The following is an 18,647-nucleotide window of genomic DNA, read 5'->3' as shown; positions in this document are numbered from 1 at the left end:
TATATTATTAAAAAATGAGTAAAGTTAAAGTTGGTATGGTTCAAATGTCTTGTGTAAAAGACAAACAAACGAACCTAAACAAAGCTATTGAGAAAGTTCGTGAAGCTGCTGCCAAAGGTGCACAAATTGTATGTTTGCAAGAGTTATTTACTTCTTTGTATTTCTGCGATGTGGAAGATTACGATAATTTTGATTTAGCAGAAGCAATCCCTGGACCTTCTACAGATGCCCTTTCTGCCGTGGCTAAAGAGTTAGGAGTAGTAATCATTGCTTCTCTATTCGAAAAAAGAGCGCAAGGATTATATCATAATACCACAGCTATCTTAGATGCAGACGGTTCTTACCTTGGTAAATACCGCAAGATGCATATCCCTGATGATCCCGCATTCTACGAAAAATTCTATTTCACACCAGGTGATTTAGGTTATAAAGTATTCAATACAAAATTTGGTAAGATTGGGGTATTGATCTGTTGGGATCAATGGTATCCAGAGGCTTCTAGGATTACTGCTCTTATGGGTGCTGAAATCATGTTCTACCCTACTGCTATCGGATGGGCGACTGATCAAGACGAGGAAACCAATCAAGACCAATACAATGCTTGGCAAACTATCCAACGTTCGCACGCCGTTGCAAATGGAGTTCCGGTAGTATCGGTAAACCGCGTTGGTTTTGAACAAGATGGTGCCATGAAATTCTGGGGCGGTAGTTTTGCTACCAATGCACAGGGTAAATTATTGTACTTAGCTTCTCACGATAAAGAAGAAGTGGAAGTCGTGGAAATCGATTTAAATCAATCCGATTATTTCCGCAAACACTGGCCTTTCCTACGTGATCGACGTATTGAAACCTATAGCCCAATTACCAAAAGGTTTATTGACGAAGATTAATAAGCTTTAATTTAAAATATAATAAGAACTATGTTTTGTACCACGAAACATAGTTTTTTTACGCTAATTTATTATGACAGCGCATATCAACTCAGATTTATATTCATTTCAAGATACTCCCAAAGCTCAAGGCTTTGTTTTTCCAGCAGAATGGGAAAAACAGGATGCACTTTGGTTAAGTTGGCCGCACAAGGAAGAATCATGGCCAGGAAAAATAGAAACCATTTACGAACCATATTGCCAGTTTATTAAACTGGTTGCCGAGGATCAACTTGTCCGCATCAATGTTGCTGATGAAGAAATGAAAGCATTTGCTCTCGGCCATATTGAAAAATCGGGTGCTAAAATGGAAAACATCAGTTTCTATTTCAACCCGACCAATGATGCCTGGTGCCGTGACCATGGCCCTGCCTTTGTAATCAATCGCGAAACGGGCGAAAAAGCTATCGTAGATTGGGGATACAATGCTTGGGGCGGAAAATACCCACCATTTGATCTAGATGATGTAGTTCCTACAAAGATCGCAAAAGAATTCAACCTTAAACTATTTACTCCACCAATCGTAATGGAAGGTGGATCTGTAGAATTTAATGGGAAAGGAACTATCTTGACCACTACCGCTTGCCTATTGAACGAAAACAGGAACCCGCATCTCAATAAAGAGCAAATTGAAACTTATTTGAAGGATTACTATGGCCAAGACCAAGTCCTTTGGTTAGGTGACGGAATTGTTGGCGATGATACGGATGGGCATATCGACGATATTACGAGATTTGTTTCAGAGGACACCGTTCTAACGGTCGTTGAGGAGGATAAATCGGACGAAAACTATGCTTTATTACAGGAGAACCTAGACAACTTAAAAGGCATGAAGCTTTTGGATGGTCGCTCTCTAAATGTAATTGAGTTGCCGATGCCAAGACCGGTAGAATACGATGAGCAAAGGCTACCTGCTTCATACGCAAACTTTTACATTGCAAACAAAGTGGTTATTGTACCTGTTTTTAATGATAAAAATGATCAAAAAGCCTTAGAAATTATTCAAAGTGTCTTCCCTGATAGAAAAGTAATCGGAATCGATTCTGTAGATATTATTTGGGGATTGGGAAGTTTTCACTGTTTAAGTCAACAAGAACCTTCAATATAATATGAAAAACCTAAAACAGCTCTTATTAACCTCAGCATTCATCTTTTTAGGCCTATGTATGGCTCAGGCTCAAGAAAGAGATGACCGTGCAACGATATTGAATTTCAAAGGTATTCAGTATAAATCGAATGATTCTTTGTTTTATATCAACTTTCGTTTTAGAATGCAAAACCGATTAGGTTTCAAACAGGAACTGAATGATATTGACGATGGTAAATTTGATGCCAGGATCAGAAGACTGCGTATGCGTATGGATGGATACATCTATACCCCAAAGATTTCCTATTCGGTACAATTAGCCTTTACCCGCAGTGACCAAGATTACGATGATACCAAGGTAGCAAATATCGTAAGGGACGCGGTGATGTTCTATAACTTTTCAGATGACTTCTATATCTCTTTTGGACAGAATAAATTACCGGGTAACCGCCAACGTGTAAATTCCTCAGGGCAATTGCAGTTCGCCGATCGTTCCTTGGTAAATGACAACTTTACCTTAGACCGTGACTTTGGTATTTCCCTGAATTTGAGTAAGAAAATCGGGAATATGCCATTCAACGCAAAAGCCGCTATCTCAACAGGTGAAGGTCGTGCTGCAGCTTCAACCGATCCAGGATTAGCATATACCGGTCGTGTTGAATTCCTACCTTTGGGTAAATTTACCAATGAAAATGATTACCAAGAAGGTGACTTAGAACGAGAAGAAACACCAAAAGTATCTATTGGTGCTGGATACAGTTATAACGATAGAACCAAAAGAGAAGGTGGTCAGTTAGGTAGGTTCGTACAAAATCCTTTTACTTTCAAAACCACATTTGCAGATGCGATGTTTAAATACAGTGGTTTTGCATACCAAGCTGAATACATGCGTCGTGATGTAGATAATCCATTTAACATCACAGATGAAGAAAAGCCGCAGGAAACTGTCGCGTATAAAGGATGGGGTATAAACCAACAAATGTCCTATCTTATGAACCATGGCTATGAAATAGCTGGTAGATACACCTTAGTTCAGCCGGATAGTGAAATCAAGGCATTTGAAAGACAAACCGAAGTGGTGGAGTTAGGCCTTACCAAATATATGAAAGCCCACCGCTTGAAATTCCAATTGAATGGTAATTATACCTTCAAAGATGGCCATTTCAACAACAGTAATGACAAAAGCTCTTGGGGCGCCATGTTCCAAGTTGAATTGGGAATCTAATACTTTCCAACACCTCATATCCAAAGGCTGCAAGTAATTTTGCGGCCTTTGTCATTTAATCCTATGGATTTTCCCCTTTTATTGCATCATGGTTATAAGAATCCTTATCTTTAAAGATTAATTGTTGCAATGAAATATTACTTAATAGCCGGTGAAACATCAGGCGATCTGCATGGTGCAAACCTGATCAAAGCATTAAAAAAAGAAGACCCCGAAGCTGAATTCCATATTGTTGGTGGCGATCAGATGCAAGAGGCTGCTGAAGTCCCTGTCCTGATCCATACCTCTGAAATGGCATTTATGGGTTTCGTGGAGGTTTTGATGAACCTTCGTAGCATTTCCAGGAACCTTAAAAAAGTAAAGGAAGATATACAAAAGGTCCAACCTGATTGCCTGATCTTGATTGATTTCCCTGGCTTCAATATGAAAATAGCGGAATTCGCCAAGAAGCTCGGAATTCCCGTAAACTATTATATTTCGCCTAAAATTTGGGCCTGGAATCAGAAACGCGTTTACAAGATCAAAAAAGTAGTGGACCATATGTTCTGTATCCTTCCTTTTGAGGTCAAGTTCTATAAAGAATTCAGATATGATGTGGACTATGTAGGCAATCCCCTATTGGATGCAATTTCTGCCTATAAGTTCCAACCTGATTTCCGAGAAAAAAATGGCTTGGACAAAAGTCCGATCATTGCCTTATTGCCTGGAAGCAGGAAAATGGAAATCGAGCATCTCCTTCCTGAAATGGTAGATCTGTACAATCGATTTCCTGCGCATCAATTGGTCATAGCCGGTGCCCCTAACATTGACCTGAGCCTCTATCAAAGGTATATTGGCGATTACCCTATCCCAGTCATTTTTGATCAAACCTATGACCTTCTAAAGCATGCTGAAGCAGCAGTGGTGACCAGTGGTACTGCAACGTTGGAAACCGCACTCCTAAGGGTGCCCCAGGTAGTCGTCTATAAAGCAAATCCTATCTCGGTCATGATTGCTAGGCAGGTCATTAAAGTTCGGTTTATCTCATTGGTAAATCTGATCAACGATTATCTTTCCGTAATCGAATTGATCCAGAAAGATTGTACCACATCTAATATTTCGGATGAACTTGGTTTATTGATATCAAATCCTGAGCATCGGGCCAGTGTATTAGAAAATTATGATGTCCTTATGGAGAAAATGGGAACTCCAGGTGCCTCCGAAAAAACCGCTAAATTGATAGTGGAATATATGAAGGCTGAAAATTAAACTTTTTTCCAATAATATTGTCCTAATATACAGGAGGATAATGAAATGAAATATATATTAAGTTTAGCGTTTATTTTAGGTAGCTTCTTTACATATGCGCAAGAAGTTCAACATATTCCACGCCTAGAGCTTGGAAAAAAAGACAAAAAAGTTTTCAGCAGAGGAGACTCTTCCATGATCTTGAAAATAGATACCTTGATCATGAAAGATAAATCCAAAATAGAGTTCTATGCCAAAAAGGATGTAAAACTCGAAATTGGATATGCTGAAATCGGTAAAAATGTGGTGATTACCGGGCAAGACAGCAAGAACAATGCAACCAATATTGATATGGACGTCAATTTTAAAAAATTGGGATCCCTATTCATAATTGCTAGAGGTCTAGATGCTTTCAACGGTACCAAGACATTCCCGAATGGCAACGGTGGAAAAGTTAGTATTACCTATGATCCAACAGGAGTCAATCCACAAACCAAGGATAAAAAAGGAAACAACTACCTATTTGTTGATATTAAGGAAGGTGGTCTAAGGGTTAATCCAACCAGTGAGATTGGCCAGATATACAGCCGTATCTCTATGTCCTACCCTGGGTTAAGAGGAATGCCGCAAGGACAGATTTACTCTGGTTCTCCTGGTAGAGAAGGATCAGTGGAAATAAAAGCAAAGGAATAATAACAGAATAAAATGTTAGTCCGCGCTATTTTCGGAGCATAAAAAAAACGATCAGGTGTAAGCATCTGACCGTTTTTTTATATCCCTTTATTATTGATATTGGGTTCGAATCATTCGAACCATGTTTTGACCTTATTCGAGACATATTCGGAAATTTCGGAATGTGTCTCGAATAAGGTCAGAAGGAGCTGTACAATTTTATTAGTTGTTATTCTTAAAAGAATGAAATTGAATGGGCTCTACCCTAATGCATGTTGCGAATTTTCTTTTGTTTTATTTTCTTTTTTAGCCTTATTGATCTTCAATTGCAAGAGAATTATTGAAGCTATAAAGGTAACTACCGCAATTATGGCTAATCCTAAAATCGGGCCATGCAGATAAGCAGATGTACCTTTTTCGATCATTAAGGTACGGAAAATCTGTAAATAATGGGTCAATGGAATCATTTTCGCAATGCCTACCACCCAATCAGGCATTTGGCTCAATGGCCATGTAAAACCACTCAAGATAAAACTTGGGGTCGCAATGACCATCAGGATCTCGGTAGCCTTCAACTGACTTGGAATAACAATACTGACCAGCACACCGATGAAGCTTACTGCCAAGAGGAATAACATGGTTGAACCAAAGAAAGTCCAGCCATCGAGTTCTAATGGCATCCTATACCAAATCGAATAAGCATAGTACAGTCCAAAGATCAGGAAGGACATTAAGATGTAAGGCAAAATTTTCACCAGGATCAGTACAAATACGTTTTTAGATCTGTTGACCAATTCGTTGAACGTGCCTTTTTCAAATTCTGAGGCAAAGCTCAGTGCCAGTCCAAGCATCATGACCTGTTGCAAAACCGTTAACAGCACTCCTGGCAACATAAAATACAAGTAGTTACCACTGCGGATATTTTGCTTGATCATGGTAATCTTAAAGGGTTCAAACTGTTTGCTGGCAACAAATTCAGGTACACCTTTCTTCTGCTGTGCTTTGATCTGTATACCAGCTTTTAAGGTTGATGCAGCAACATTCACGGCCATCATGGCGTAATTGGAAGTCAAGGTGTTGGAGGCATTGACAAACAAGGTCAGTTCCGTACTTCGATTATAATTAATGTCGGACGAAAAATTACGAGGGATCTGAACGACTACGGTTGATTCCGTTTTCATGGCTTCATCTTTAGCCTTGAAAGGATCGTTGAGAACCTTTGCCACATAAATGACCTCATTTTCCTCAAACATATCGATCAACTGTCTACTCAATGGGCTTCTGTCTTCATCCACCACTATGATGGGTAAGTTTGTCACTTTACCCTTCTTATATACTCCGCCTACCAAAACACCATATAGCACAGGAGCACCAAGGAAAAGCACAAGCAATACTTTATTCTGAAAGAAAAGCTTGAATTCTCTTATTATTAAACTCCAAAAATTCTTCATGATAATTAGTTTTGTTTGACTAAGAAAGTCGCTTTAGTTAATAGATCCTTAGATTCCTGTTTGTCCACTGGTTTTAAATGGATTTCAAACAAGGTCTCCTGTTCTTCAAAATCAGGGTATGCCGTGGAGATATTTGCATAAGAACTCAATGGTTTTATGGTTTCCACTTTTGCCTTGATTTCCTTATTGTCCAAATATGGAACGGTCAGGATTTTCTCTTGTCCTTTTGTAAAGTCTTTCACTTTGCTTTCAGGAATGGTTACCCTAAAAAAAGTGGCATCATTGATGTATCCCGAAACCAAGCTGTATCCTGCTAAGGCAAGTTCACCTACCTGCAAATTGATGTTTTCTACAGTCATATCCTGAGGTGCTAGAATATACCTTTCCTTGCCGGCAACTTTCACTTCGTCCACAGCACCTAGGGCACGCTCTTTCTGACCTAAGGCCATTCTTTGTTGCTCTATACGGGCACCATGCTGTACATCTGCTAATTCAGCCTGAGCAGCAAGGTATTGATTCTTTGCACCTTGATATTTTGCATAGACTTCATCATATTTCTGTTGGGCGATCAATGAATCCTTGAGGAGGTTGTTCATGCGGTCCAGGGATTTCTGAGCAAAATCAAATTGTTCCTTGAGGCCATCTACCTTGGCATGCAGTTGCTTCAACTGTCCATCAGTTGCACCCTTCACAGCCATTTCGTATTGAGCCTGAGCGGCAGCTAATGCCCCTTCAGCTTGAATTGATTTCGCATCTACTTCAGGTAACTCCAGTACGATCAAGGTATCCCCTTTGTGGACGGACTCTCCTACCTCCACTAAAATCTTCTGGATCTTTCCCGGGATTTTTGTGGTCACCGCGATCTGATCACGCTCAATTTTTCCTTCTAATTTTGGTTCCTTTTTAGCATTGTCCCCAGAACAACTTTGTAAAAGAATAATGCCTGCTATTGTGTATATAATGTTTTTCATGATTATCTAGTGATGGTTTGGTATAAGTTTCCGTTTGCTTTTAATAACTCCGATGCTGCCAAGCGCTGATTTAAGACTTGGTTGTAAAAGCCCAATGACTGTTTGTAAAATTCATTTTCTGCTTCCAACCTTTCTGTCACATCCGCCAAGCCTTCTTCAAACTGTCTAGAAGCTAAGTGTAGATTGTTCTTGGCAATTTCAACCTGCTGGTTGCTTACGCTTATTTTTTTCATGGCCAAATTATAATCTACTTCAGTTTTTCGCTGCAATAGGGAAAGCTTCTCCTTGGTGTCAGCAAGTTTGTTTTTATTGATCTGAATATCCAATCTAGCCTTATCTATGGCAGTTTTATGGGCCTTTCCTTCAAATATGGTCCATTTGACCCCTACCCCCAAAGCAAAATTGGGTGCCATCCTTAAATGATTGGCCTCTAATTTTAAATCACCCAAATGAGGTAGATCTTTCAACGTAGCATTTGTACCAAAAGCATTGAAATAGGAGACATTTCCAAATGCAAATACCTGCGGAAGCTTTGCGCCTTTTTCTTTTTTCAACACAAATTCATAGGCTTTCTGGGAGGCTTCCAGTGCTTGAAGCTCCTTTCTGTTCATCTGTTTAGCCGATTCCATTTCCAGATTGATTTCTTGAAGCTGGTAATTAACAGCTTCCAACTCATTGATATCCATCCCTGTCAGTTCCTGTAGCTTGAAGTACAGGAGCTCCCTATTACTTTGCACCTCTGCTTTTTTACTTTCCAATTCCAACATCGCCAATTTAATCTTATCGCGATCATATGGGATTGCAAAGCCGTTTTCAATTCCTTTCACCACTTTGACATGCTCCTTATTCAATCTTTTTTCAGAGTCGATAATCAAAAGGTCGACTTCTTTCAGTAGCATTAATTGGTCAAAACTGTGCAACACTTCTTGAGCCAATTCATCATAACCAGCTTCAGTCATCAATTGTTGTGCTTTAAACTTCTGTTCCAATGCCTTTTGTCCGTTTGTGATCTGCAGACCACTGAAAATTACCTGAGTAGCTGTTACACCAGCCATTCCAATTTGAGTAGATAAGTTCATGCGTTGAGAACCATCAAAAATGCTGGTACCTAGCAAAGGCAAGGTTTTGGCAGGAAGATCCACATCTATGTTGCTGTTCAGATAACCATACATTGCGTTTGCAGAAACGGTTGGCAACAACTTTCCTTTTACGTTTTCACGGTCCAATGCTACCTTTTGATTTTCAAGGTTGGCATTGATCAGTGATTTATTATAATTAACCGCCTTCTCAACAGGTGCTTTGAAAGCTTCCAGCCCCTCTTGCCCATAAGCAGTCATGGTTGTAAGCAACACGAAAGCTAAGCTTGATAAGGTTTTATTAATTTTAAAATCCATTTTGAATCAGTTTGACTTAATCTTTTAACAAGACAAAGATGCAAGTGTTTTAGATGAATAAATTTCAGATATCTTAAAAAAGAACATTAATCTAAAATTCAATCCATAATAAATACCATTAAAATGATCTTATTGAGTAAGGAAGATAAAATTAGCTGCAGGCTTATATAGAAAAATTACTATTTGATCCCTCGTATTACCGATAGTGTCTGTTGGGAAATGCCAAGGTATGATGCGATGTGACCTAAAGACGCATTTTGGAACAACTCCGGGTTTTCTTCAATCAGTGCATTATAACGCTCATGCGCAGTTTCAAACTGCGTTTTGTAGAACCTATTGGAAAAGTTTATCAGGGAGTCTAAAAGGACTTTCTGAATAATCTTATTGACGGTAATATCTGTATTAGAAAGTTCTTCAATTGCAGCAAACGGAATCAAACAGACCTTGGAAGGAGCCAATGCCTGAAAGCCAAAAAGAGATGGCTTTTTATAAAAGACACTTTCAATACCGGTTCCAAAGGTATTTGGACCAAAGAAATAATGTGTTATTTCTCTTTTGTTTTTATAATAGTAAATCCTGGTAAATCCAGATTCGATAAAATAAATATATCTTAAGTAAGTATCAGGCTCAAAGATTACATCCCCTTTAGCATATTCCTTAATTTCAATAATAGAATCAAAGAATTGTTCGAGGTCATCATTGATATGGTAAAGTTCCTTAAAATATTTTAATAGGGTCATCGGAAATTTCTGCTGATAAACATTGAAAATATTGTTTTTAATTGGCCTAAACAAATGAATTATGCATTATTTTTTTGGTTGAAGGGGTCCATTCAAAAAGATATTTTCTAAAAAATTAATTACATTTATGGCTAGAAAGCTGTTGGATATTGCAGCTTTAAACTAATCAATTATAAAAAATGAAAATTACACTAACAGTCATCATGTTAGCCTTTATGACAATGGCGCATGCGCAGCATCATGAAACTAGAAAAATCGGTAATATTTCAGGGATTTCGGTTGCTTCAGGTATTCAAGCTAAGTTTATCAAGTCCTCTAAAAATGAAGTGGTAGTCGATGTTTCAAGACAAGATCTATTAAATAAAATTGTAACTGAGGTCAAGGGTGGCAATTTAAAGATCCAGGTAAAAAGAGGCAGCAATATCAGAAATGCTAATTCATTGAAAGTTACTGTGTATAGCAATTCTACCATTAATTCGATAGCAATCAGTTCAGCAGGATCATTAGAGATTTTAGATCCAATAAGTGTCAATAATTTCAATGCAGACCTTTCCTCAGCGGGAAAATTGAAAACTGGAAAGGTTGAAGCTACCTCATCGGAAATAAACCTAAGTTCTGCCGGTAAAATGTCAGGGGAATTAAAGACCGAGAAATTGGCAATCAATGCTTCCAGTTCTGGAGAATTGACCTTATCTGGTTTGGCCAAACAGACCACTGTAAATATGTCCTCAAATGGTAAAGCATTTTTACAGAACTTGAAAACCACAAATTTAACAGTTAATGGTAGTTCAGGTGCCGGATTGAAAATCAATGTATCGAATGAATTAAACGCAAATGTTTCATCTGGTGCAAAAGTCGAATATTCTGGTAATCCAAAGTCTAAATCAGTCAATCATTCATCAGGTGGTTCGGTTAGCCAGCTATAAAGTATTTTAAGAATGAATCAAAGGAGCTAAATTAAAACTTAGCTCCTTTTTTGTTAAAATCCATGTCTTTGGTAGCAGAGCGAACGAACTGTTTCCTTTCTATAGGAAAGTTAACATTTAACTCTCTTACTGCCGTCCTGAGAATGGAAGTGTCTCTGGATATTTCAGAATCAAAATATTAAAAACTAAGATGCGTATTGCTGTACAGTTCCTTGCCCTTCACCCTCCCCACCTGTCGTCCTGAGAAGTAAAAATTTACGCAAAATTTATTGGAAGGTTATGACAGCAAGTTGGCAATGAAAATAAATTAGCTCTTTTATTTTTTTAAGTATAGAACCCCTTTTGGGGTTCCATTATTTTAGCAAACATGGCACGTTAGTCTGGAAGTCGCGCAAAAACGATGTTCGATTAATCGAACATCGTTTTTGCATTAGCCCTATATTGTTTACCATCCATGCTAAAATAATTCTGCCCTTCTAGGGCAGTTTGTCGCAAAGAAGAGATTTTTTTGGAAAACAAATATGTTCCTTAATGGCTAGAAACACATTTCTATTAAACTTGTCATTGGTGCAAAGGAAGGATCTCGGAATTTTACAAATAAGATTGTATTAGCGTACAGGTCCTCAATCTTCGATTGAGAATTACAAGGTCATGGGCGGCAGAACCATACAGATTCCTCACTGATCGTTCAGAATTAAGATTGCTCTTTTGCGAGATTGTTTTTTTTCGGATAGCGTCCCTAATTTTTCCTTTTACGTTATAAAATTATTTTGAACTGTCCTGAGGAAGGGTTAAGTTTGTAGTGTTATTTATAATCATTCTAAATAATTATCGATAGGCATGATTTGATTTTACAAAAGTCCACAAAGAATCTCCATAATCTCTTTACTACTATTTCTATTGAGCTCCTGTATCCTTTCCACCGATACGGGAGCCATAGAAATAATGTAGCCCTGTCTTAGCCCCTTTTCCCAGATTTAAAAAATTGAGTTTCAATTCTATTCTAAGCTTTAATTTTCATAAAATATATTCTAAATTCAAGTTGTAAAATTACCCTTATGAAAGCTCTCTTCTTTATTGGATTTTGGCTCTGCCAGATCAGTTCAAGTATTATTTTCAAATATGGAGGTATTCAACCGAAATATCAGTGGATGGCATTGATCGGTGGGAACATCATCTTACTTTCTGCTTCCTGGTTTTTGGTCCAATTATTCAAAACCGTTCCACAGCCTATAGTAATAGCTCTTTGTTCAGGCGGAACCTTTTTAACCGTGCAATTGGCCATGGCGTTATGGTTCAAGCAACCATTGAGTTGGATGCAGATATTGGGGTCATTGATCATCATTGTGGGCATGGTAATGGTCACTTTTGGTGATAAATCAATCAGTCAAAACTAATTTAATTAAGATGGACGCAGAAGAAAAACAACCAGAAGTATGGATGCGAGGTCCAATCCCTCAAGTTCCAGCTTTGCTTCAACCTGTCGCACATGCCATATTGCAGGTCAATGAAGATATCCAAAAAATTGACTCAGACAAATATGAAAAACAATTATGGATCAAGCCTTATGGCATGGCATCAATTGCATTTCATTTACAGCATATAGCCGGAGTAATAGATCGATTGATGACCTATTCGCGGGGGGAATCCTTAAATGAAGAGCAATTTGATTCCCTCAGTCAAGAGGGGCAACGAAATGACAACCTATGTTTGGAAGACTTAAAGGGTAATTTGGAAAGGACTGTTGAAGTTTTTATAGCGGCATTAAAGCACATCAATCCCGACAGTCTAACCGAAGAGCGGTTCTTGGGTAGAAAAAAGATACCTACAACGCAAATCGGTCTCCTGTTCCATGCTGCAGAGCATGCACAAAGACATTATGGACAACTATTGGTCACCCTGAATTTATTACATCATATGGACCACACTGCATAGGCATAAGCCATTCTCGTAAAGGAAATCCTAAAGCCAATGATCTTGACTTTAGGATTAACTTTTGCTAATTAAGCGATCTTTTCATCAAAGAAAACGATAAACTGGGTTGGATTGAATCCAGTTCGATCTTTAATGCTCTTAGCAAATTTTCCATAGGATGAGAAGCCTGAGAGTGCAGCTAAATACGTTAATTTAAAATTTCTAGCCTCTTCCACTGTTCTTAAATAATTGTTCAAGAAATCCAGTCTTAAATTATTTACATAATTTGGGAAATCAATTTTCTTGTTTTTATTTACTACGAAGGAAAGATATTTAGAATTACATCCTATCTCTTTGGACGCAGTGGTTATAGAACAAGAAGGATTTAAATATGATTCCTGTGCTTCCCATTGAGTAAGTGCTGCCAGAATCTTATTCTCCGTGTCTGGGTTCATATACTCCTTTTTGATAGTTGGAACGTTGTCAATCATAATAGAATAGATAGTGTTAATTAATTTGATAGTTATTCGGTTTGTTATTAATATGGTGATTTACCCTATTTGGTAGTTTATTTGTTTCGTTAGAGCTTCTTCAAAGAATGTGTCCGTTGTTGTTTTTTCCTGAGTTTCTGTATCACGGTGATTTCTAATGATTTTCATGGCTTGGATTAACTCTTCCTTTAGCGCACTGTCTTTGGATTCAAAGAAAATTTCATTCAGGAACTCCAGTCCAAATTTTGTTTTAAACTCAGTAACGGCCCTAATAATGGCTTTTTTCACCTTTTTGTTGCTGGAATGGTAACAGGCGATGATATGTGATTCACTCTGCTTATGCTTTAAACAGATCAATGTTTCAATAATGGCCAAGCGGATATCATTACAGGGTTCATTATGCAGCAAACTGGCTAATATAGCTCCACAGCCACGTTGATTAAAAAATGAAATTTCTTTAATCATAAAAATCCTGAAAGCTGTATTCGTCGAGTTCCTCACCCATCTGCTCAAGAGCGGTAAACGGCCTACATCAGCTTTCACCATTAAAAATTGGTGAACGAGAATTTCATCCAGCGGATTAAATTCATTGATAAAACTTTCGTCCAAGAACTTATAGGGTTCGTGATTCTCAGTTTTCGAAATCTTTTGCGGCCCTTTATTATTTAACCTGTTCGGGAGGTTATGCGCTGAAATATGAAGGATCTGTTGTTGATAATTGCTCTTCAGGTCATCCAGATTCTTTTTTGCCTTAAAAATTCTATTCAGATTATTAGATACAAGTTCTAATTCCCAGAAATTAATGAGTCCGTAGGTGTTCAAAATGATATTATAGTTATTATCATTAAAAGCGACCTTTCCAATTTTAGATTTTAGGTTGGCTTGGATCAATAACTTGGATAGGAACTTTAAGCCTCTTCTGGATCCTTTTATATTATAGATCGATTCAAATTCATTTAAGACATTCTGTTCCGAGAGATTATTTCTATTCATGAGGATATCATTGATAGAACTCTCCAGTCTCTCTTTAAAGGGTCTAAATGTTTGATCATCCTGATTATATTTTGCCTCGAAAAACAGGTTTCTCAATTGATTAATAATCAGAACTAAGATTAAGGATACGAAGATTACAATTGTTAACCTTGTTAAGGAAGGATAACTCCATAATTTTGCCTGTACATATAACAGATAAAATTGAAGGTAATAACCTAGATACATATTCTTTAATATTTGTTATTAATAGTTAGTTGGCGTATTAATAGCGGAATTAGCCTGCATTTTTCATGTTAGTTAATTCCTCGTTTGTGATTAATCAAAATTACATCTAGTCCCCAAAAAAGTATGTCCCATAAAACATTTTAATTGTCTAATTGCAATAATAAGACATGTCTTAAAACTATATAACAATCTGTTTGTCAATTTATTATAAGCCTCTATTTGATTTGATTATATTAATTGTTGATTTTCAGGAAATTGAAAATTTGCACAATATTTCCAGCAAATTATTAGACTTAAATGGAGGTGGACATACGCCCTTTTGGACAATTTATGATCATTATCAAGGAATATTTAACCATGTATCCTTGATTTATCTGTTATAAACAGCTATAATTAGTTGATTTTAGCAAAAATTTAGTCTAAAGAGCTGCAATAATTTGGTTGATTTTTAGATTGGAAGAGATCTGTAGAAGAAATTGGGTGAAAATGGTAGATGAATACCTGTTAAAATCAAGTAATGTCCACCCCCCTAACCCCTTTTATTTGATAATATTAACCTATAAATTAAATGTGAAGTTATTCATTCACCTGCTTGCACAAGCTGTTTTAAGAAAATAACAATGAACTATTTTAGTGCTTCTGTTTTAACTCCTCAATAAATAAGGATGGTGTAGTATCCATTACGGATTTAAAGGCTAGTGTGAATTTACTATGTGATGTAAACCCAGCCATATCCGCAAGGTAAGACAGTTTATAGTCCAATAGAGCCTTGTTGGACTCTAATTGCTGAACTATATATTGGATCCTCAAATTCAATATATAATCATTGAAATGTTGATTCTTATATTTTCGTATTACATAGGATATATACTTCTGATTGCTGTTCAGTTTATTGCTCAACCAGCCTAAAGTAATATTCTTGTTCAAGAAAAAATGGTCATCTTCCAAATCATTAAGCTTCTTGACCAATCTCGTTTCGGTTTCCAGGGATATCTGAACCTCTAAATTAGTATGCAGATCCTTCGTATGAGGTTTGCTCGGGTTGGAAATTTCAGCCAAAGGAGCCAAATCTGCATAAATATTTTCATTTTTATTTGATTTAGGTTTTACCTTGATCATATAAAAGAGAATAAATACACATATACTGATAACAATCGACCAAACCAGAATGACATTATTTCTTTTTAGGGATTTAATTTCCTGTAAGTTTTCCTTAATCAGGTTATTGCTAATGATCTCCGCGCTATTTCTTTTTTGTTCTTCGATTTGGTTGAATTTGTCAACAAATTGTATAGCTAGATCATTCCTGTCGATATTTCTTTGATATTTTGCTTCTAAAAAGTAGTATTCTTTCTTAAGGTAGAGGTTATTAGACCCATTTACATAAGGAATTACGAGATCTAAATACTTCCTGGCGTTTTCCAGTTGACCCAAATGAAAATAGCTGTCAGCCAGGAATTGATAGGTAAAAGCCTTAATGATATGTTCGAAGCCATAAACTTCATCCATGACCATTTTAAGGTACGTTAGGCTTTCCTCATAATTACCCATCTCCTTGTAACATTGCGCAATTATTAAATAGTTTTTGGATCTAATTAATAAGGATCGAGGGTTGTTAAAGTCAATATAACCTTTTTTGTTAACGGCTAAATTCATACATTCTAAGGCATCAACATACCTTTTCTGATTTATGTATTGATAGGCTTCTTCTTGAAGCACCCAAATATCGAGCTGGTTCCTGACCAGGCTATCATTAACAGATTTAATATTGGCCTTGGCTCTATGGATATATCGGCTGACTTCTTCATGTATACCAATATCTCTGTATATTGATGCAAGAACTAATGCGCTGCTGGCTTCAAAATCCGAAAGACCTATAAGGTCAGAAAGTCGATCTGCTTGTTTAGCATAATTAATTGCTATAGAATAGGTTCCAACGCTTTGATGAACTAAAGCTAAAAGAGATTTTGATCGGATTTTAGAAGTTTCCGAGGTTGAAATTTGTTCCAATGAATCCGCAACGCGAAGGGCTTCTTCATAATTATTGGCAAGAAATTCGGAACGAACTGCAGCATACCTTTTCTCAAACACCGTCCTTTGGGAATAAACCTGAAAAGGAAGTAACCACAGCAATAAATAGCTCAAAATCCTAATGCATCCCATATTAATTCAAATTTGGAATAACCATTTCTCTATATTCAATAGGTGTACATTTCTTTTCTAGGTTAAAATTCCTATAGAATGAAGCCCTTGAACTAAACCCGCAGCGTAATGCCAGTTCATCTATATTCATATCAAAATCTACTTTGCTCAACTCTTTACACACTTCCTCGACACGGAGGGCATTAATAGTTTTCAAAGCATTTTGATTAAAATAATCTTTAAAAAATTGGGAAATCAAAGGTCGAGAGATTTTCAAATCTCTGGCCATAACATCAATATTAAATTCTGGACTTAAATATCTTTTCTCTTCAAGGTATTGTAGGATCTTCTCTTTATATGGTGATTCTTTTACATTTTGATTGACCTTTAGTGAATACTCCGTTGTTTCATTTTTCTTGAAACTGTGATTTGACAATGGAAATCCTTGAGGCCGAACCTGAGAAACCAAGGTTCGGAATAAATAATTGTAAATCATACTAACCCCTATCATCATGATCAAATACACGGTAACTCCTGAAACTGGTTTGCCCACATCAAATTTATCAATGAAGCTTGACATGATGGTGGGGATAATAAATGCCGCTAATACCAAAAGAAGTATGATAAAGTAATAGTAAAGCCTTTTGGTGTCAAGTTGTAAGAAATCAGATATATTACCTTTCAACAATACTGAAATTGGATATAAGATCCAGGATAATCCGAACATGCTGTAAAGAACAACATAATACAATTTACCGTATTGGAATCGAATAAATTCACTGGATAAAAAAATGATAAAAATGACGGACATTATCAAAAAAGGAAAACCATGGATTAGGATAGTTTTTCCAGTTACCCTTTTATATTTAAATGCCAGATATCCAAAATATAGGAAAGGTCCATAAAGCAACCCAAATGGTGCTCCTAAATCTACATATTTATAACCTGGAATGATATCACGGAAAAGGGCGGCAAAAACAGTATGGATCAGAAGGGTAATGATCAGCAAAGACAGGATTTTCTCAAACAGACCTTTTTGGGGAAGGTTGCTGTATATCTGATAGCTGAGGAGGCATATGACGATAATTGCTGAGTAGATGAAAAAAATCAACATATGCTATTTAATTAGTTTATTCCTATAATTAGATGGAGATTCTCCAACATATAATTTGAAATATTTATTAAAAGTAGTTCTGGAATCGAAACCACTTAAATCCGCCAAGAATTCAAGTTTTAAATTTCCAGAATCTGCATGGATTAAGTTGACAGCATGTTGGACTCGATAAGACGCCAACCAATCTTCAAAATTGGAATCCAGGATCATCTCTAAATAATATTCAATCTTTTCCTTATCAATAGAAGTTTGTTTGCTTAATCGGTCCAAGGTTAAATGGGCATCAAGATATAAATGTTCCAGTTCCATGCTCTGGGCAATCTTGTTTTTGATCAGATGTAATTCTTGGTCCTTAATATTAAAATCATATACAGATGCTAGTGATAATGCTTGTTGGTTTTCTTGATTACTGCTCAGAAATCTATTGCTGACAAGAAACCAAGTCAAAACGGCCACATTTACCAATAAGATGGCAACAATAACTAATTGCGCATGTCTGTTGGAGAAGTTGTTAGATAAATGGTTGATGTAGATAATATTGATAAAGAAAAATATGGCAAAGCCCAGTAAGGCTAGTATCTCAAGTAGAATCAAATTCCTTTCATTTAAAAACAGACTTTCTTTTTTCTTGGAAAAGATAACTATGGAAGGATATGTAAACATCGAAATCAATGTCGAAATGAAATAAACATGTTGATAGATAGATGGAATGGAAGGTTTTACCATAAAGAAAATGGCAGCAACAATGGTAAATGGAATAAAATGAGGCAGTGCTCTGCTTAAGGTTATATTTACATCAAGTTGATCTAAATAGGCTAAATATAGAAGAGGCCCAAATATTAAGGATATTGGAAATTCAATACTTTCCATCATCATTAGGATTTGGATTATTAAACCAATACAGAACATGGTTAATAAAATCTCAAATAGGTTCTTCTTCATATACTATTTACTAAATAATACCAGATTATTCAGCTGTAAGAAATTAAATGGTAGACTTAGCCTCTACCTCTTAGATAACACTGTTAATAATTGAACAATTCACATAGCAACAGATTCAATATCAGGTACGGTTGCTTCTATTTCAGCAAATATATCTAAATATTCATACATCTATAAAATGAACCCAGAGGCCTTTTTTTAAAG

At 36.6% G+C, this 18,647-nt stretch carries 17 protein-coding genes; 8 read left to right on the top strand and 9 right to left on the bottom strand.

The features are described from left to right. Positions 1-14 precede the first annotated feature (14 nt). The 5 genes from ACWICE_RS16495 to ACWICE_RS16475 all read left to right on the top strand — a co-directional run bounded on the left by ACWICE_RS16495 (position 15) and on the right by ACWICE_RS16475 (position 5,161). Entirely contained in the window at positions 15-890 is an 876-nt protein-coding gene (locus ACWICE_RS16495) for a carbon-nitrogen hydrolase (RefSeq protein ID WP_313259180.1), read from the top strand. Between the two features lie 73 nt (positions 891-963). Beyond that, a complete protein-coding gene (locus ACWICE_RS16490) occupies positions 964-2,037 on the top strand; it encodes an agmatine deiminase family protein (protein WP_454291157.1) in 1,074 nt (357 codons plus the stop codon). A gap of 1 nt (position 2,038) precedes the next feature. Further along, positions 2,039-3,241: a porin gene (locus ACWICE_RS16485; protein ID WP_254527103.1), complete on the top strand. Its 1,203-nt coding sequence runs from the start codon at positions 2,039-2,041 to the stop codon at positions 3,239-3,241. Positions 3,242-3,370: 129 nt separating this feature from the next. After that, positions 3,371-4,489 (top strand): lipid-A-disaccharide synthase, encoded by a 1,119-nt coding sequence (gene lpxB / locus ACWICE_RS16480; protein WP_313259176.1) that lies wholly within the window; start codon positions 3,371-3,373, stop codon positions 4,487-4,489. 45 nt (positions 4,490-4,534) lie between these two features. Next, entirely contained in the window at positions 4,535-5,161 is a 627-nt protein-coding gene (locus ACWICE_RS16475; protein ID WP_185214420.1) for a hypothetical protein, read from the top strand. 239 nt (positions 5,162-5,400) lie between these two features. On the opposite strand, the gene ACWICE_RS16470 is transcribed toward ACWICE_RS16475, so the two are convergent. The 4 genes from ACWICE_RS16470 to ACWICE_RS16455 all read right to left on the bottom strand — a co-directional run bounded on the left by ACWICE_RS16470 (position 5,401) and on the right by ACWICE_RS16455 (position 9,696). Beyond that, positions 5,401-6,591 (bottom strand): ABC transporter permease, encoded by a 1,191-nt coding sequence (locus ACWICE_RS16470; protein ID WP_454298807.1) that lies wholly within the window; start codon positions 6,589-6,591, stop codon positions 5,401-5,403. A gap of 5 nt (positions 6,592-6,596) precedes the next feature. Further along, the gene (locus ACWICE_RS16465; RefSeq protein ID WP_185214418.1) at positions 6,597-7,562 is read right to left on the bottom strand and encodes an HlyD family secretion protein; all 966 of its coding nucleotides are present in this window, start codon (positions 7,560-7,562) and stop codon (positions 6,597-6,599) included. Between the two features lie 2 nt (positions 7,563-7,564). After that, entirely contained in the window at positions 7,565-8,956 is a 1,392-nt protein-coding gene (locus tag ACWICE_RS16460; RefSeq protein ID WP_454298806.1) for a TolC family protein, read from the bottom strand. 179 nt (positions 8,957-9,135) lie between these two features. Next, positions 9,136-9,696 carry a Crp/Fnr family transcriptional regulator gene (locus ACWICE_RS16455; RefSeq protein WP_454291152.1) on the bottom strand — a complete coding sequence of 187 codons (561 nt, stop codon included), beginning with the start codon at positions 9,694-9,696 and terminating at the stop codon, positions 9,136-9,138. Positions 9,697-9,875: 179 nt separating this feature from the next. Between ACWICE_RS16455 and ACWICE_RS16450 the strand changes: the two genes are divergently transcribed. The 3 genes from ACWICE_RS16450 to ACWICE_RS16440 all read left to right on the top strand — a co-directional run bounded on the left by ACWICE_RS16450 (position 9,876) and on the right by ACWICE_RS16440 (position 12,557). Continuing rightward, positions 9,876-10,622: a head GIN domain-containing protein gene (locus ACWICE_RS16450; protein ID WP_454291151.1), complete on the top strand. Its 747-nt coding sequence runs from the start codon at positions 9,876-9,878 to the stop codon at positions 10,620-10,622. A gap of 1,058 nt (positions 10,623-11,680) precedes the next feature. Further along, positions 11,681-12,019: a DMT family transporter gene (locus tag ACWICE_RS16445; RefSeq protein WP_093096357.1), complete on the top strand. Its 339-nt coding sequence runs from the start codon at positions 11,681-11,683 to the stop codon at positions 12,017-12,019. 10 nt (positions 12,020-12,029) lie between these two features. Then, positions 12,030-12,557 (top strand): DinB family protein, encoded by a 528-nt coding sequence (locus ACWICE_RS16440; protein ID WP_454298805.1) that lies wholly within the window; start codon positions 12,030-12,032, stop codon positions 12,555-12,557. Between the two features lie 68 nt (positions 12,558-12,625). On the opposite strand, the gene ACWICE_RS16435 is transcribed toward ACWICE_RS16440, so the two are convergent. From ACWICE_RS16435 to ACWICE_RS16415, 5 genes are all read right to left on the bottom strand, one after another. Continuing rightward, positions 12,626-13,027 carry a helix-turn-helix domain-containing protein gene (locus tag ACWICE_RS16435; RefSeq protein ID WP_185214414.1) on the bottom strand — a complete coding sequence of 134 codons (402 nt, stop codon included), beginning with the start codon at positions 13,025-13,027 and terminating at the stop codon, positions 12,626-12,628. A 60-nt stretch (positions 13,028-13,087) separates the two neighbouring features. Beyond that, entirely contained in the window at positions 13,088-14,020 is a 933-nt protein-coding gene (locus ACWICE_RS16430) for a HEAT repeat domain-containing protein (protein WP_454298804.1), read from the bottom strand. Between the two features lie 855 nt (positions 14,021-14,875). Further along, a complete protein-coding gene (locus ACWICE_RS16425; protein ID WP_454298803.1) occupies positions 14,876-16,408 on the bottom strand; it encodes a hypothetical protein in 1,533 nt (510 codons plus the stop codon). Position 16,409: 1 nt separating this feature from the next. Further along, the gene (locus ACWICE_RS16420) at positions 16,410-17,501 is read right to left on the bottom strand and encodes a helix-turn-helix domain-containing protein (RefSeq protein WP_454298802.1); all 1,092 of its coding nucleotides are present in this window, start codon (positions 17,499-17,501) and stop codon (positions 16,410-16,412) included. 3 nt (positions 17,502-17,504) lie between these two features. Next, complete coding sequence (locus tag ACWICE_RS16415; protein ID WP_454298801.1) at positions 17,505-18,443, bottom strand: helix-turn-helix domain-containing protein; 939 nt, start codon at positions 18,441-18,443, stop codon at positions 17,505-17,507. Positions 18,444-18,647 lie beyond the last annotated feature (204 nt).

The sequence above is a fragment of the Sphingobacterium sp. NPDC055346 genome (genome assembly GCF_053645235.1).
This window is presented reverse-complemented; position numbering and strand designations above follow the sequence as displayed.

What these genes read in the sequence shown, in the direction of transcription:
- ACWICE_RS16495 (WP_313259180.1), top strand. Translation starts at nt 15, where the DNA reads ATGAGTAAAGTTAAAGTTGGTATGGTTCAAATGTCTTGTGTAAAAGAC.
- ACWICE_RS16490 (WP_454291157.1), top strand. Translation starts at nt 964, where the DNA reads ATGACAGCGCATATCAACTCAGATTTATATTCATTTCAAGATACTCCC.
- ACWICE_RS16485 (WP_254527103.1), top strand. Translation starts at nt 2,039, where the DNA reads ATGAAAAACCTAAAACAGCTCTTATTAACCTCAGCATTCATCTTTTTA.
- lpxB (WP_313259176.1), top strand. Translation starts at nt 3,371, where the DNA reads ATGAAATATTACTTAATAGCCGGTGAAACATCAGGCGATCTGCATGGT.
- ACWICE_RS16475 (WP_185214420.1), top strand. Translation starts at nt 4,535, where the DNA reads ATGAAATATATATTAAGTTTAGCGTTTATTTTAGGTAGCTTCTTTACA.
- ACWICE_RS16470 (WP_454298807.1), bottom strand. Translation starts at nt 6,591, where the DNA reads ATGAAGAATTTTTGGAGTTTAATAATAAGAGAATTCAAGCTTTTCTTT.
- ACWICE_RS16465 (WP_185214418.1), bottom strand. Translation starts at nt 7,562, where the DNA reads ATGAAAAACATTATATACACAATAGCAGGCATTATTCTTTTACAAAGT.
- ACWICE_RS16460 (WP_454298806.1), bottom strand. Translation starts at nt 8,956, where the DNA reads ATGGATTTTAAAATTAATAAAACCTTATCAAGCTTAGCTTTCGTGTTG.
- ACWICE_RS16455 (WP_454291152.1), bottom strand. Translation starts at nt 9,696, where the DNA reads ATGACCCTATTAAAATATTTTAAGGAACTTTACCATATCAATGATGAC.
- ACWICE_RS16450 (WP_454291151.1), top strand. Translation starts at nt 9,876, where the DNA reads ATGAAAATTACACTAACAGTCATCATGTTAGCCTTTATGACAATGGCG.
- ACWICE_RS16445 (WP_093096357.1), top strand. Translation starts at nt 11,681, where the DNA reads ATGAAAGCTCTCTTCTTTATTGGATTTTGGCTCTGCCAGATCAGTTCA.
- ACWICE_RS16440 (WP_454298805.1), top strand. Translation starts at nt 12,030, where the DNA reads ATGGACGCAGAAGAAAAACAACCAGAAGTATGGATGCGAGGTCCAATC.
- ACWICE_RS16435 (WP_185214414.1), bottom strand. Translation starts at nt 13,027, where the DNA reads ATGATTGACAACGTTCCAACTATCAAAAAGGAGTATATGAACCCAGAC.
- ACWICE_RS16430 (WP_454298804.1), bottom strand. Translation starts at nt 14,020, where the DNA reads ATGAATAGAAATAATCTCTCGGAACAGAATGTCTTAAATGAATTTGAA.
- ACWICE_RS16425 (WP_454298803.1), bottom strand. Translation starts at nt 16,408, where the DNA reads ATGGGATGCATTAGGATTTTGAGCTATTTATTGCTGTGGTTACTTCCT.
- ACWICE_RS16420 (WP_454298802.1), bottom strand. Translation starts at nt 17,501, where the DNA reads ATGTTGATTTTTTTCATCTACTCAGCAATTATCGTCATATGCCTCCTC.
- ACWICE_RS16415 (WP_454298801.1), bottom strand. Translation starts at nt 18,443, where the DNA reads ATGAAGAAGAACCTATTTGAGATTTTATTAACCATGTTCTGTATTGGT.